Consider the following 14,368-nt stretch of genomic DNA (forward strand, 5'->3'; position numbering starts at 1 on the left):
TCCGCGCGCGGCGATCTGTGAATGCCATCGCCGCTGGCGGGGCGAGAGCGACCCGGCTCGACCGCAGCCCTCGACCGAAGCCGGCCTTGGCTAAGGCTGCGGGGCCGGCTCCGATGTCGTCGGCTCGGCCGGGTTGTGGGCGGAGGGCGTGGCGGCGCGGCGGGCCTCCTCGTCCTCCCGTTGGCGGGCCTGGCGGGCGGCTTCCTCCGCCGCGGCCTGGCGCGCCCGGCGGGCGGCGTCTTCCTGAGCCGCCTTCTCCTGGGCCGCTCTCTCCTGAGCGGCCTTGTCCTGCGCGGCCTTCTCGGCGGCTTCCTTCTCCGCCGCGGCCTTGAGGGCGGCGGCGCGGGCGCGATCCATCTCGATGCGGGCGCGGCGGCGCTGGCGCTCGACCTGATCGGCCTCGAACATCTCGATCTTCTCGAGTTCCCGCTGCAGCACCAGGGCGGCGAGGCCGTTGGTGAGGGGCGCCGGGTCGGTCTGGCGTTCCGGCGCGGTCAGCGGTCCCGCGAAGCCGAGCTGGATCGCCGGCGCCGCGCCGGGCCAGCCCTTCGGCGCGCCCGCGCTGACGAGGGTGCCGCGGGCATCGAGGCGCCGGCTGCGCAGGTCGATCCCGAGGGTGCCGGTCCAGCGGGCCGGTCCGAGGGCCAGGGTGAGGGGGGCGCTGCGCAGGCTGCCGCCCACCAGCGTCGTGCTCGTCGTCACGGGCTCGGCCTGCGTGAGCGCCCCGGCGGAGAGCTCTTCCGCGAGGAGGCCCTGGAGCCGGCCCTCGCGCAGGGGATCGTCCTCGCCGAGCGCCCGGGCCAGGGTGCGGTCGATCGCGGCGGGGTCGGCCCCGGGCAGGGACAGGCCGGCCAGGGTCAGGCGGCCCTCGCCCGCGAGATTTCCGACGAGGGCGGCCGGGCTCTCCCCCGTGCTGCTGAAGCGCAGGTCGCCCGAGACGCGGCCCTTCAGCGGCCCCTCGCCCACGAGATCCGGGAGCGCGGCCTCGGTGAGCGTGGCCTCGCCGGAGAGGGAGGCCCCCTTCGGCAGCCGCATCAGCCGCAGCCCGCCCGACAGCTTGCCCCCGGCGAGATCGGCGGAGAGGTCGCGCAGGGTCAGGGTCTCGCCCTCATGGGCGAGGTGGAACGTGCCGTTCCGCGCGGTCAGGCCCCGGCCGAGATCGAGCTCGCCGACCTGGAGGTCGAACACCATCCGCGGCGTCGGCGGCGGCGCGGCGAAGCGGGCGGTCGACCAGCCGGCCGCATCCGCGGCGGTCCCGGGATCGGTCGGGAGGATCAGGGCGGCGGCGAGCAGGGGCAGGGAGAGCCGGCCGAGGCTGGCGCGCCCGGTCAGGGCGCCGTCGTAGCTGCGGCTCAGGCTCGCCGAGAGGGGCACGCCCGCCACCCGCCCGCTCAGATCGGCCCGCGCGTCCCGGTCCTTGCGCGAGAGGGCGAGGGTCAGCTCCGCCCGCAGCGGCGCGGAGAGGACGACGGCGCTGCCGGCCAGCGTCAGGAAGGGGGTGAGATCCGGGGTCTCGATGCCGATCGTCCCGTTTTCCGGCGCCGAGAGGTCGTCCGCGAGCAGGATCGGCCGATCGGTGGAGAGGGCGAGGCCGGCGAGGTTGCCCCCGATCGAGAGGCCGAGCAGCCCCGCGCCTTCGGGCTTCGGCGCCCCGGGGGCGGGGGGCGCGTCCGGCACCCGGCGGGCGGCGATGCGCAGCCGGGCCGGCTGGCGCAGGGCCACGATGTCGTCGCGGCCGAACCAGTCCGAGGCCCGGGGCGTGGCCGCGTCGATCTCCGCGGATTCGATCCGGCCGGCCCGGCTCAGGGCCGCGCCGTCGAGGCTGCCCCGGGCGGCCTTGCCCTTGGCCGCGATGCGGAGGGAATCGGTGTCGCCGGCGGCGCGCTCCAGGGTCAGATCGAGATCGAGGGGGCTCTCGCGCAGCACGTTCGGCAGCAGCCGCATCTCGGGGATGCCGAAGCGGTCGACCAAAGCGAGGAGGGGCGCCGCGGCAGGCGCGGCGACATGGCCCGCGATCCGGCCCGAGCCGTCCGGTGCGATCCGGCCGGAGAGCCGGGCGCTGGCGCCGGCCAGATCGGTGACGTCGAGGCTGTCGACCACCAGGGCGGTCCCGTCGGACTGGATCCGCGCCGCGATGCGGCCGTTCCCCGAGCCGGTCGGGCCGTAGCGCACGTCCCGCGCCTGGATCGTCAGGCCGAGATCGCTGCGGCGCAGGCCGGCCCGCAGGGCGTCGAGGGAGGGCAGTTCCGCGATGTCGAGGCCATGGGCGGAGATCTGCGCCTCCAGCCGCCCCCGGCCGTTCGGCGCGCCCGCCGCGTAGCGGGCATTGCCGGCGAGGCGCAGGTCGCCGAGCGACAGGCGCAGATTCGAGAGGGAGAGATCCGCGCCCGCGAGCGACAGGTCCGTGGCGAGCCCCAGCGTCCGGCCGTCGAGCAGGTTGGCCAGGGTCTCGGGGCCGCCGGCCCGGTTGAGGAAGCGGCCGAGATTGGCCGAATTGACGGCCTCGACATCGAGATGGCCGGAGAAGCGCAGGGCCTGGGCCAGATCGGCCTCGCCGGACGCGTCGAGCCTGGCCCCGCCGGGGCCGGTCGCGGTCAGCCGCCGCAGGACGAGGCCGCCGCCGCGGTCGAAGGTGCCCTTGAGGGCGAGGCCCGACCATTCCTCCAGGCCGAGGGCCACGCTGTCGACGGCGAGCTCGAGATCGAGGAGCACCGGCAGGGCCAGGCCGGTTTTCGGCAGGCCCCGGGCGAGCCAGGCCTGTCCCGCGGAGGAGATCAGGAAACCGTCGATGTCGAGCCGGCGCGCCTCCAGGTTCAGGCCGGCCCGCCAGGTCCGCAGGTCGATCTGGCCCGTGCCCGACAGGCGCATCGTGCGGCCGCCCGGGTCGATCTCGGCGGCGACGGTCTCGAAGCGGGCCACCGGGCCCCGGGCCTTGAACTTGCCGGTCAGCGAGAAGGGCAGGTAGGGGCCGGCGATCTGGCTGGGGGGGCCGACCACGAGACGGGCCGAGCCCTCCGCCTCCGGCATCGCCACGCCCTCGGCGGCCCCCGGGACCGGCCGCAGGGAGAAGCGGGCATCGGCCTCGAAGCGGGGCCGCGTCTCGCCCCCGCCGGTGACCTTCGCGGTCAGGCTCCCGTCCGGGCCGAGGGCGCCGGTGGCGACCCGGAAGGGGGTGCCGTTGGACGAGCCCTCGACCTGCCAGGGGCCGCTCAGGGCGGGGGCCTTGAGGTGCACGTCCTCGGCCCGGATCTGGTCGGTGCGGCCCGTGGCCGGCACCTGCGTCGTCACGGCGAGCTGCTGGACCTGGAGATCCTCGATCACGAGGTCGCGCCGCGTCCCCTCCGCGAGGTCCAGCGGCAGGGCGAGGGCGTTCCCCTCGGTGACCGGCACGGTCAGCTCGGCCCGCCCGACCCGGGTCTCGGTGAACCGGAACTCGCCCTTGAGCAGCGGCGTGAGCGCCACCTCGGCCTTCACGAAGCGCGCGTCGAGGGAGAGGCTGCCCTCCTGCCCGAGGACGAGCCGGTCCAGCCGCAGCCGCGGGGACGGCAGCAGCCGCACCGCGATCTCGCCCTCGCTGCGGGCCGCCATGCCGAGCGACCGGCTCACCGCCCGGTCGACGAAGGCGCGCCGGGCGGTCCAGTCGATGAAGGGCGGCAGCGCGAGGGCGGCCACGAGAACGAGGATGACGGCCCCCGCGAGCGCGGTCAGGAGATCACGCACAGGTCTTGGTCCGCTCGACGCCCGGCCCCGCCCTCCGGGGCCGGCTCAAGGGGATGCGGCGGCCGCCGGAACTCTCCGTCCGGCCGGCCCCTGGCCCCCGGCGTGGCCTTAGCACAGCCCGTGGCTGTCCCGCACCTCGCCTCTGCCACGCTTCAGCGGTAACGGGGTGCGACGGTGGGGCCGGTCGGCTGCGGGCCGAACAGCTCGTTGCGCTGGATCTGCATCCGGGTCTGGTTGTTCTCGAAGGTCTGCTGCTGCTGCAGGCCGCGGATCTGGTTCTGGTTCTGGAACGACTGGTTGGTGAAGTTCGAGGAGGCGTTGCCCCCCGAGATCTGGGCGAGCGACGGGCCCGCCCCCGCGAGCAGGGCGGCGGCGGCGAGCAGGGCGGGAAGGGTGGGGGCGCGCATGGCGGCTCCTGCGTTGGGTCCGTCTCGAGGGAGGGATCGTCGAGGCATGTGTCGTCTCATGGGGACGACGCGGGGGAAAGGCCCGGAGTTCCGATCCCGTCTCGACGACGTTCGCGTTTTGGTCCAGGGAGGCGGCCATGAACCATCAGCCCGACGACATGGGGCGCGACGCGCCCGAAGACGGTGCCGCTCCGTCGATCGCCGCCCGCGCCATGGCCGCCCTGCGGCCCGGGGGGGCACCCTACCTCTCCGGCCTCAATCCCGAGCAGCGCCGCGCGGTCGAGGCGACGGAGGGGCCTGTCCTCGTCCTGGCCGGGGCCGGCACCGGCAAGACCCGCGTGCTCACCACGCGGATCGCCCACCTGATCGCCACCGGCAAGGCGCGCCCCTACGACATCCTGGCCGTCACCTTCACCAACAAGGCGGCGCGGGAGATGAAGCACCGCATCGGCCAGCTGGTCGGGCCGGCGGGGGAGGGGATGCCCTGGCTCGGCACCTTCCACGCCATCGGCACCAAGATCCTGCGCCGGCACGCCGAGCTGGTCGGGCTGAAATCCGACTTCACGATCCTGGGCACCGACGACCAGCTCCGCCTGATGAAGCAGGTCATCGCCGACCAGAACGTCGACGAGAAGCGCTGGCCCGCCCGGGCGCTCGCCTCCGCCATCGACGGCTGGAAGAACCGGGGCCTGTCCCCGGAGCAGGTGCCCCCCGGCGAGGCGCAGGCCTTCGCCTTCGGCAAGGGCGGGGCGCTCTACACCGCCTATCAGGAGCGCCTGAAGACCCTCAACGCGGTCGATTTCGGCGACCTGCTGCTGCTCTGCCTCAAGCTCTGGCGGGAGAACCCGGACATCCTGGCCAACTACCAGGACCGCTTCCGCTACGTCCTGGTCGACGAGTACCAGGACACCAACGTCGCCCAGTACCTGTGGCTGCGGCTCATCGCCCAGGCGCGCCGGAACGTGTGCTGCGTGGGCGACGACGACCAGTCGATCTATGGCTGGCGCGGGGCGGAGGTCGACAACATCCTGCGCTTCGAGCACGACTTCCCCGGAGCCGTCGTGGTCCGCCTGGAGCGTAACTACCGCTCCACCGGCCACATCCTCGCAGCCGCCTCGGGCCTCATCGCCAAAAACGAAAGCCGCCTCGGCAAAACCCTGCGCACTGAGGACGTTCCCGGCGAGCCGGTCACCGTCACCGGTGCCTGGGATTCGGAGGAGGAGGCCCGGCTCATCGCCGAGTCCATCGAATCCTTCCAGCGGAAGGAGCATCCGCTCTCCGAGATCGCGGTGCTGGTGCGCATCTCGGCGCAGATGCGCGAGATCGAGGACCGCTTCGTCCAGCTCGGTCTGCCCTACCGGGTCATCGGCGGCCCGCGCTTCTACGAGCGGGCGGAGATCCGCGACGCGCTCGCCTATCTGCGCGTCACGGCCAACCCCGCCGACGACCTCGCCTTCGAGCGCATCTTCAACACGCCCAAGCGCGGCCTGGGCGACGCGACCCTGCAGACCCTGCACGCCTTCGCCCGCGCGGACCGGATCCCGCTGCTCGCCGCCGCCCGCAAGCTGATCGAGACCGACGAGCTGAAGCCCCGCGCCCGCTCGATGCTGCGCGGCCTCGTCGAGAGCTTCGCCCGCTGGGCCAGGGCCGTGGAGAGCCAGCCCCATTCCGAGGTAGCGCAGACGATCCTCGACGAATCCGGCTACACGGAGATGTGGCAGAAGGACCGTTCGGCCGATGCGGCGGGGCGGCTCGAGAACCTCAAGGAGCTGGTGCACTCCATGGAGGAATTTCCCGATCTCGGCGCCTTCCTGGAGCATGTCTCCTTGGTCATGGAGGCGAGCGAGGCGGAGGGGGCCGACCGTGTTTCCCTGATGACGCTCCACGCGGCCAAGGGACTCGAATTCGACACCGTGTTCCTGCCCGGCTGGGAGGACGGCCTGTTTCCCAACCAACGCGCCCTCGACGAGAGCGGGCGGGCCGGGCTCGAGGAGGAGCGCCGCCTCGCGCATGTCGGGCTGACCCGGGCGCGCAAGCGCGCCAAGCTCTCCTTCGCGGTCAATCGGCGCATCCACGGGCTCTGGTCCTCGACCATCCCGTCGCGCTTCATCGACGAACTGCCCCCTTCCAGCGTCGACGTGATCGAAGCGCCCGCGCATTTCTCCGCCGGGGCCTCGCGCTTCGACCGCAACCCCACGCCCTTCGGCTCCTCCTACAGCACCCCCGGCTGGCAGCGGGCCCAGGCCCAGACCGGCGGCAGCTTCGGCGCGAGCCGGGGGCCCGGCGGCCGGTCGGGCGGCGGCCCGCGCCAGATCGAGGGGGAGCTCGTCGCCAAGTCGACGGCTAGTTCTTCGGCCTTCTCGGGCGGCATGCGGGTCTTCCACACCAAGTTTGGTCCCGGAACGGTTGCAGGAATCGACGGTAACAAGCTGACCGTTGACTTCGACAAGGCCGGTCGCAAGATGGTGCTCGACAGCTTCGTCCAACCCGGATGAGGCGTGCCGCCGGAGCCTGCGGGGTTCTCTCCGTGGGATCCGGTTCGCCCCGGGAGGGCGCGTGCCGCGATGGAAGCAGGGTCGCCGCGATCCGCCCACCGCGCCGAGATCGGCGCCAGATTCATCACCTCTTCATCTTTGCGTCATGCCCCCGTCGCCGGCGCCTGCAAGAAGCGTTGCAGTAAAGCCGCGATCCACAACCAATCTTTCCCCGCCTGGAACCCACCCGAGGCGATTGGCTTTGCTCTTGCAACGCAGCTTCCCGCTGCGGCGGCGTACTCGGCCACGGCACAGGAGACATCACAAGAAGACGGCAGGTCCCAGGAACGAGTTGCTCAAGTCCAAGGTGGAGTGTTGATCGATGAAGAGACGACGCGCACGGCTTGAACTGGTTGAAGATCGCACCACGCGGATACACCGGACCCGTTTCGACGAAGAACGTCACCTCGCTCCCATACAACCCCTGACCGACAAGCAAGCCCAGTACCTCGACGCGCTCGCCCATCACCCTCAAGTCATCGTCCTCGGCCCGGCCGGCACCGGGAAGACCTACATCGCCGGCACCCGCGCGGCCGATCAGCTCCGCCAGCGCCGGATCTCGAAGGTGGTCATCACCCGGCCCAACGTTCCCTCCGGCCGCTCCCTGGGCTTCTTCCCGGGTACCCTCGAAGAGAAGATCGCCCCCTGGGTCGCCCCCCTCACCGAGACCATGAAGGAGCGGATGGGCGCCGCCGCCTTCGAAATCGCCGTGAAGACCGGCGACATCGAAGTGGTGCCCTTCGAGGTGATGCGCGGCCGTACCTTCAAGAACTGCCTCGTGATCCTGGATGAGGCGCAGAACACCACCACCCAAGAGATCAAGATGTTCCTGACGCGCATCGGCGACGATTGTCAGGTCATCATCAACGGTGACGTCTCGCAAACGGACCTGCGCGAGACCTCCGGCCTGCGCACCGTCATCCATCTCGTGAAGAGCCGGATGATGAACATCCCGATCGTCGAGTTTACCCTGGAGGACATCGTCCGCTCGGGCATCTGCGCCGAATGGGTGAAGGCCTTCGAGGAAACCCGTCTCTGATGCCGATCCGTCGCCGGGCCGCTGAGGCCCGGCGACGTTCCTTTCTGTGGCATTTCGCCAGGCCCGCCTCGCGCCGAGCCGTTCCGGGCGCGCCGAGGCGCCGACGCCATCCGGCACGTGCGGATCGAGACGCCCGCTCCGAGCCTGCGGCCTCTTCGTCCCGAAGTGCTTCGTCCCTCCTCGTGCAGGCCCGTGACCGTGACGACGGCAGGGCTTTGCCAAAGAGCGAAACCCGCCGCGTCCCGTCGCCGGCGGCTGCCTTGCGCCTCGCGCGGCGACACGCCTCCCACGCTCCGAACACACGTTGGTGAACCGGCGATCATTGCAATCTCCGGGTGAACCAATGGTCAAGCTGGCGGGTTGTGGGGTGGCGAGCTGCGCGGGAGCTTCGCGATACAAATGGTCTCCATCGCCCCTGGGCCGGAGATCGCACCGGCTGCCGCAACCGGATCAGAGAGAACGGGAGTCCCTCAGGTGAGGAAACTGACTTTGGCCATCGCGCTTGCGGCTTCGCTCGGCGGCGCCTTCGCGACCTCGGCTTCGGCCGCCCCGGGGGCTCCCATGGGTGTCACCGCCGGTAGCACCGTCGAGACCGTGCAGATGACCCACCGGGAGCGTCGCATGATGCGCCACCGCATGGAGCGCCGCATGATGCATCGTCACATGCACCGCAAGATGATGCACCGGCGCATGATGCATCGCCGCATGCACCACATGTGATCGGTTCGAGGAGCCCTTCGGGGCTCCTCTTTCGTTTCGGGTGGCGTCTCCGCGACGAGGGGGCGGTTTCGCCCGTTCAGTTATGCGGCGCGGCAGAAGCTTGGGGCTTGGTCGCCGCCGGCACGTCCTTCTTCGCGACGGGGGCGGCACCGTCCTTCCGGGCGCCCGTGTGATGGGCGGGGCCGGCCGTCTTTGCCTCGGCCGCTTTGGTGTCCGTCGGCTTGGTCTCGGCGACCTTCGTGCTGGACACTGCGGCCGTCGTCGTGGGTGCGATCGCTTCGGCGGCCTGCGCAGCGCTGGAAGCGTTGCTGAACAGGTTACCGAGCAGCTTCTTGTACGTGCTAGGATCGCCCTCGGCGTCGGCCACCGAGATCCGGGCCGGGGTCGCGGCGGGCTTGGCGGTTTCCGCCGGAGCCGGCTCCTGCTTGGCAACGACGGTGGCGGCCTTGGTGTCCTTGCCCTTCTTGCCCGGCGCTTCCTTGATGGGGGTGGTGGGCGCGGCGGCCATCAGGACCGGGCGTCCCTTGGCGTCGACCTCGATCTCCTGCGGACCGGCGGCCAGACTCTCCGGCCGGCTCACCTCGCCGAGATTGTGCCGGGCATATTCCTTGGCCGCGTAGGCGAGTTCCTTCTCCTTGTCCTTCTCGGATTCGGTCAGGCTCGCCAGGGCATTCTGCGGCGGCTGCGGTCGGAAGACCGGGTTCTGGCCGCCATCGTCGTAGACGATGCGCATCGCCGGGGTGCCCTTGGCGACGAGCTCGGCGACCTCCTGGGCGTCGCGGCTGCTCTTCTCGGCCACGACCGGGTCGACCCGCGGCGTGCAAGAGCCGGCCGCGACGTCGTTGCCGCCGAACACGTAGCGCCGTCCGCAGACATTCACCCGCGGCTCGTCGCGCAGGGCCTCGAAGTAATCCGAGCCTTCCTTCAAGTTCTTCCAGAAGGGCGCGTTGGGATCGTTGCGGGAGCGGGCGATGTTCGACGCCGTCATCCGGAAGGGATAGGATTGGAACTGGAACGCCCGCTGGCCGCCGGCGAAGGCCTCGCGGGCGATGGCGTAGATCTCCGACATCGAGGCGTCCGTCATCGCGAAGCAGCCCGCCGACGAACAGGTGCCGTGCACCATGATGTAGTTGCCGGTGCGGCCGTTGGCGCGGTCGAAGTTGTTCGGATATCCGACGTCGAAGGACAGATAGTAGGACGAGTTCGGGTTCATCTGACCCGGGGTGATCGTGTAGAAGCCCTCCGGCGCCTGGCGGTCGCCCTGCTTGGTCTTGGGGCCGAGCTGGCCCGACCAGCGGCAGATCGGATAGGTTTTGAGCAGCGCGTAGCGGCCGTCGCTGCCGCGCTTCCACACTTCCATCTCCGCTTCCTTCTTATAGGCGCGGATCAGGATCGGGTCGCTCTGCGACATGCCCTTCTGCTGCATCAGCGAGAGGGTCTGCGGCGGGATCGGGGTCAGGCTGCGGGTCGAGGCGCCGCCGAGCAGGCCGCCATCCTGGCAGGCACCGAGGGAGATTGCCATCGCGGCGGCGGCGATCACCGCCAACGGACGCACAGCCATGGGGAACCCCGTCCTCTCGCAATCGCCTGCGGGTTGTCCCGCGCAGGCGCCACTCCCCACCCCATTAGCCCGGTTAAACTTACCTCGGTGTTACCGCAAGCGGCCAAGCTTACCCGTCGGGTCTCAGGTCAGATGACTCTGATTTCAGGCGAATCCGCGGCGGAACCGCGCCATCGAAGCGGGTTCTCCAGCCCGGCGAAGGGGATAGCGGGGCCCGTGCCGCGGATTTCTCGTGGAGGCCTCGGTGAGCCAAGGAGGGGGAAGCCGGGCCATGGACCCTTAAGCGGAACGTAAAAGGTTCCAACGCCTAGTCTGTGTCAAAACGACGCAGCGCGTCCGCTCAGAGCTTGCGGCCGATCTCTAGGAACTTCTGGGCACGCCGGTCGCGGATCTCGTCGCTGCTGAGGCCGTCGAACTCGGCGAGCGACTCGGCGAGTGCCGCGCCGGCTGCGGCCAGGACGCTGTCGCGGTCGCGATGCGCGCCGCCGGTCGGCTCCGGCACGATCCGGTCGATGATGCCGAGGCGCAGGAGATCCTGCGCGGTGATCTTCATGGCGGTGGCGGCATCGTGTGCGCGACCCTGGTCCCGCCACAGAATCGAGGCGGCGCCCTCCGGCGAGATCACGCCGTAGATCGCGTGCTCCAGCATCAGCACCTTGTTGGCGGTGGCGATGGCGATGGCGCCCCCCGATCCGCCCTCGCCGATGACGACGGCGATGTTGGGCACGCCGAGGGCGAGGCAGGCCTCGGTCGAACGGGCGATGGCCTCGGCCTGGCCCCGCTCCTCCGCCTCGATGCCCGGGAAGGCGCCGGCGGTGTCGACGAAGGCAAGGACCGGCAGGCCGAAGCGGTCGGCGGTCTCCATCAGGCGCACCGCCTTGCGGTAGCCCTCCGGCCGGGCCATGCCGAAATTGTGTCGCAGGCGCGCTTCCGTGGTCGCCCCCTTCTCCTGGCCGATCACGCAGACCGGGCGGCCGCGGAAGCGGCCGAAGCCGCCGACGATGGCCTCGTCCTCCCCGAAGCTGCGGTCGCCCGCGAGCGGGGTGAACTCGTCGATCAGCCCGGCGCAGTAATCGACGAAATGCGGGCGCTGCGGGTGGCGGGCGACCTGCGTCTTCTGCCAGGGCGTCAGGGCGGCGTAGATCTCGGAGAGGGCGGCGGCGGCCTTGGCCTCGAGCCGCCCGACTTCCTCGCTGATCGAGACGGCGCCGTCGCGCTGGCCCATGGCGCGCAGTTCTTCCACCTTCGCTTCCAGCTCGGCGACCGGCTTCTCGAAGTCCAGGTAGGAGCGCGTCGCCATGGTCGAGAGCGGTTCCTGAGAGCGTGCGTGAAGGGGCCTCGCCCGAGGCGGGCCTGCGCGAAGCGTGGTGCGCGGTGTTGGCGAAGCGGGCACCGGTGTCAACCGCTCCGCTGCTCCCGGAGCCTTGAGAGCCGGGTCCGAGCGTTTCACGAACCGGTCGATTTCGCGTTGCCGTTCCCGCGATGCGGCACAACTATCCCGACGGATCGCGCGAGGCGCGGAAATCGGAGACCTGATCGATGATCTTGAAATCCAAGGCCGCGGTGGTGACGGGTTCCACGAGCGGCATCGGTCTCGCCGTCGCGCGAGGCCTCGCGCGGGAAGGGGCGGACGTCGTCCTCAACGGCTTCGGAAAGCCCGAGGACATCGAAAAGGCGCGGGCCGAGATCGAACGGGAGTTCGGCGTCCGCGCCATCCATTCCCCGGCCGACATGTCGAAACCGGATCAGATCGCGGCGATGATCGCGCAGGCCGAGGAGACCTTTGGAAGCGTCGACGTGCTCGTGAACAATGCCGGCATCCAGTTCGTCTCGCCGATCGAGGAATTCCCGCCGGAGAAGTGGGATGCGATCCTGGCGATCAATCTCTCCTCGGCCTTCCACACCATCCGCGCGGCGGTGCCGGGGATGAAGAAGCGCGGCTTCGGGCGGATCGTGAACATCGCCTCGGCCCATTCCCTGGTCGCCTCGCCCTACAAGTCGGCCTATGTCGCGGCCAAGCACGGCATCGTCGGCCTCACCAAGACGGTGGCGCTGGAGGTGGCGGGCCAGGGCATCACCGCCAACTGCATCTCCCCGGGCTATGTCTGGACTCCGCTCGTCGAGAGCCAGATCCCGGACACGATGAAGGCGCGTGGCCTCACCAAGGAACAGGTGATCGAGGATGTGCTGCTGAAAGCCCAGCCGACCAAGGAGTTCGTGACGGTCGATCAGGTCGCTGCCACCGTGATCTATCTCTGCTCGGAGGCTGCCAAGCAGATGACCGGCGCCAACCTCGCCCTCGATGGCGGGTGGACGGCGCAGTAGCGCCGCCCTGGTACGAGGAGCCTTCGCGGCACCGCGATGATGCCGCGAAGGCGAGGCCTGCGCTCAGCGGCGGCCGTGCAGGAGCAAGGCGAGGCCGTAGCCGACGGCGCCCGCGATCAGCAGCGCCAGGAACGGGCTCTCCTCGACGCGGCTCTCCACCGCTGCGCGGCCGTCCCGCAGATAGGTGCCGCCGTGCTGGCGCACGCGGTCATAGGCGTCGCCAGCATAATCGCCGACATCGTCCGCTACGTCGCGCAGGGTGTCCTTGGCCTGCCCGTAGGCCTGCTGCACCCGGCCCTCGGCCTCGCGGTAGCGGCCTTCGAGCGAGGCCCGGTTCGAGCCAACGGCATCGCCGACCGCGCCCTGGACCCGGCCGCCGACATCCTTGGCGGCGCCGACGATGCGATCCGTGTCAACCATGATGGAACTCCCTTGGGGTTCGCGCCATCTCGGGATCCGGTCCGTCGGATCCCGCGGCGCGTCGCTGACAGAACGTCCGAACCCGCAATCGGTCCCGCTTGTCCGTCGATTTCCCCGAAAGCCCTCCGCGGCCCGTCTCCAGGGGCCATGCCCACCGATCGATCGAACCGCCGCGCCGCACGGCCGGCAGGCCGTTACAGCGGATCGGACGGCGCCCAGACGCGGTGGGGCCGCTCGATGCCCCGGAACGTGAACGACCCGAGCGCCCGCAGCCCCTCCCGACAGCGGGCGGCGAAGGCGTCGGACAGCAGCAGCGGCTGGTCCAGCTCCGCGCAAAGCTGCTCGATCCGGCTCGCCTCGTTCACCGCCGAGCCGATGATCGTGAAATCGAGACGCCGGTCCGTGCCGACATTGCCATACACGACCGGCCCGTAATGCAGCACGATGTCGGCCTTCAGCTCCGGCAGGCCGGTGCGCGCCCGTGCCAGATTGAGGGCGCCGTTGCGTGCGAGGGCCTCGCGCGCCGCCCGGAACGCGCCGGCGCAGGCCGGGCAGGACGGGGCTTCGGGATCGGAGACGGGGAAGATCGCCAGGAAGCCGTCGCCCAGGAACTTCAGCACCTCCCCGCCGTGACGCGTCACCGGCTCGCCGAGGGCGTCGAAATGCTCGTCGAGCCAGCTGACCACGTGGGGCGGTGCGTGGCGGTCGGCCAAGGCCGTGAAGCCGCGCAGATCCGTGAGCAGGATCGCGGCGGGCACCATCGCGCCCTGGCCGCGCCGCATCTCGCCGGACAGAACCCGCTCCGCCGTGCGCGTGCCCAGATAGGTGCCGACGACCTCGCGCAGGGTGTGCGACAAGGCGAGCTTCGCCGTGACCAGGGCGAGCGAGGGGACGAGAGCCGCCAGAACCGCGGCCTCGGCTTCCGAGAATCCCTCCGCGCGGTCGGTCGCGAAGGAGATGCCGACGCCGGACAGGGCGGTCCCCGGCGCGAAGCCCGTCAGGTGGAGCAGGTAATCGGTGGCCCCCGCCGCGCGCAGTTCCGCCAGAAGCGGCAGGTTCGGGTACGCGTCGCCATCCAGACGCCAGCGCGCGTGGGTCTGCTCCGACGCGTGCAGCCAGGCGATGGGGCTGCGGGCGAAAACGTCTTCGCCTTCGGGCCCGTGGGCGGTGGACGAGAGGCTGAGACCTTCGCCGCAGCGCCAGGCGAGGCTGACGCCGCGAAACAGCGGATCGATCGTGGGGACGGACAGGCTGGCCCGCCACAGGGGGAGCCCGACGGCCGAGAGCGCCTCGCAGAACTCGGTGAAGATCTCCTCGCTCTCATCCGAGGCCGTCGCCCGCGCCACGAGGCGGCGTTCGATGTCGTGGATCGGGCTGGGAATGCGCATGACGCGGGCATCTTACCCGCGAAGCGCACCCGATCCAGCCTGCCGACCGGACAGGGCCGACGACCTCTGCCGTCGGGAACCCGGGGTGGTCGGAAAATCGCGGAAGGCGGCAACGCCGGGCGTCGCCCGACCGGACCACGGCCCCAAGGGCCATGGCGAATGCGAGCTCAGCGGCAGGGCGTCAAAAGGGCCGACGCTTCGGCAAGTGGGTTGGAGCGGGCGATCGGGATCGAACCGACGACATTCAGCTTGGG

General features: G+C 70.8%; 10 protein-coding genes. 4 read left to right on the forward strand and 6 right to left on the reverse strand.

Annotated features, from left to right (window positions below):
• Positions 1-90: 90 nt before the first annotated feature.
• Both MFF21_RS22035 and MFF21_RS22040 read right to left on the reverse strand, forming a co-directional pair.
• Entirely contained in the window at positions 91-3,720 is a 3,630-nt protein-coding gene (locus MFF21_RS22035) for an AsmA-like C-terminal region-containing protein (RefSeq protein WP_238314150.1), read from the reverse strand.
• Between the two features lie 152 nt (positions 3,721-3,872).
• The gene (locus MFF21_RS22040; RefSeq protein ID WP_238314152.1) at positions 3,873-4,127 is read right to left on the reverse strand and encodes a hypothetical protein; all 255 of its coding nucleotides are present in this window, start codon (positions 4,125-4,127) and stop codon (positions 3,873-3,875) included.
• A 137-nt stretch (positions 4,128-4,264) separates the two neighbouring features.
• Between MFF21_RS22040 and MFF21_RS22045 the strand changes: the two genes are divergently transcribed.
• The 3 genes from MFF21_RS22045 (at position 4,265) to MFF21_RS22055 (ending at position 8,420) form a co-directional block, all read left to right on the forward strand.
• Positions 4,265-6,622 (forward strand): ATP-dependent helicase, encoded by a 2,358-nt coding sequence (locus MFF21_RS22045; protein WP_238314154.1) that lies wholly within the window; start codon positions 4,265-4,267, stop codon positions 6,620-6,622.
• Between the two features lie 361 nt (positions 6,623-6,983).
• Positions 6,984-7,700 (forward strand): PhoH family protein, encoded by a 717-nt coding sequence (locus MFF21_RS22050; protein ID WP_238314156.1) that lies wholly within the window; start codon positions 6,984-6,986, stop codon positions 7,698-7,700.
• 489 nt (positions 7,701-8,189) lie between these two features.
• Positions 8,190-8,420: a hypothetical protein gene (locus MFF21_RS22055; protein ID WP_238314157.1), complete on the forward strand. Its 231-nt coding sequence runs from the start codon at positions 8,190-8,192 to the stop codon at positions 8,418-8,420.
• Positions 8,421-8,496: 76 nt separating this feature from the next.
• Here the strand turns inward: MFF21_RS22055 and MFF21_RS22060 are convergent, their stop codons facing one another.
• Positions 8,497-9,981 (reverse strand): L,D-transpeptidase family protein, encoded by a 1,485-nt coding sequence (locus MFF21_RS22060; RefSeq protein WP_238314159.1) that lies wholly within the window; start codon positions 9,979-9,981, stop codon positions 8,497-8,499.
• 340 nt (positions 9,982-10,321) lie between these two features.
• Positions 10,322-11,281 (reverse strand): acetyl-CoA carboxylase carboxyltransferase subunit alpha, encoded by a 960-nt coding sequence (locus MFF21_RS22065; protein ID WP_238314161.1) that lies wholly within the window; start codon positions 11,279-11,281, stop codon positions 10,322-10,324.
• Between the two features lie 239 nt (positions 11,282-11,520).
• Here MFF21_RS22065 and MFF21_RS22070 point away from each other — a divergent pair, with 239 nt between their 5' ends.
• The gene (locus MFF21_RS22070) at positions 11,521-12,306 is read left to right on the forward strand and encodes a 3-hydroxybutyrate dehydrogenase (protein WP_238314163.1); all 786 of its coding nucleotides are present in this window, start codon (positions 11,521-11,523) and stop codon (positions 12,304-12,306) included.
• A gap of 63 nt (positions 12,307-12,369) precedes the next feature.
• Here MFF21_RS22070 and MFF21_RS22075 read toward each other — a convergent pair whose 3' ends face one another.
• Positions 12,370-12,726, reverse strand: a complete 357-nt coding sequence (locus MFF21_RS22075) for a CsbD family protein (RefSeq protein ID WP_238314166.1) — start codon at positions 12,724-12,726, stop codon at positions 12,370-12,372.
• Between the two features lie 194 nt (positions 12,727-12,920).
• Positions 12,921-14,114 carry an adenylate/guanylate cyclase domain-containing protein gene (locus MFF21_RS22080; RefSeq protein WP_238314169.1) on the reverse strand — a complete coding sequence of 398 codons (1,194 nt, stop codon included), beginning with the start codon at positions 14,112-14,114 and terminating at the stop codon, positions 12,921-12,923.
• Positions 14,115-14,368: the final 254 nt, after the last annotated feature.

The organism is Methylobacterium organophilum, assembly GCF_022179465.1.
Lineage (GTDB): Bacteria > Pseudomonadota > Alphaproteobacteria > Rhizobiales > Beijerinckiaceae > Methylobacterium > Methylobacterium organophilum.

Coding starts and splice junctions, on each gene's coding strand:
- MFF21_RS22080 (WP_238314169.1), bottom strand. CDS start 14,114: ATGCGCATTCCCAGCCCGATCCACGACATCGAACGCCGCCTCGTGGCG.
- MFF21_RS22050 (WP_238314156.1), top strand. CDS start 6,984: ATGAAGAGACGACGCGCACGGCTTGAACTGGTTGAAGATCGCACCACG.
- MFF21_RS22045 (WP_238314154.1), top strand. CDS start 4,265: ATGAACCATCAGCCCGACGACATGGGGCGCGACGCGCCCGAAGACGGT.
- MFF21_RS22040 (WP_238314152.1), bottom strand. CDS start 4,127: ATGCGCGCCCCCACCCTTCCCGCCCTGCTCGCCGCCGCCGCCCTGCTC.
- MFF21_RS22070 (WP_238314163.1), top strand. CDS start 11,521: ATGATCTTGAAATCCAAGGCCGCGGTGGTGACGGGTTCCACGAGCGGC.
- MFF21_RS22075 (WP_238314166.1), bottom strand. CDS start 12,726: ATGGTTGACACGGATCGCATCGTCGGCGCCGCCAAGGATGTCGGCGGC.
- MFF21_RS22060 (WP_238314159.1), bottom strand. CDS start 9,981: ATGGCTGTGCGTCCGTTGGCGGTGATCGCCGCCGCCGCGATGGCAATC.
- MFF21_RS22065 (WP_238314161.1), bottom strand. CDS start 11,281: ATGGCGACGCGCTCCTACCTGGACTTCGAGAAGCCGGTCGCCGAGCTG.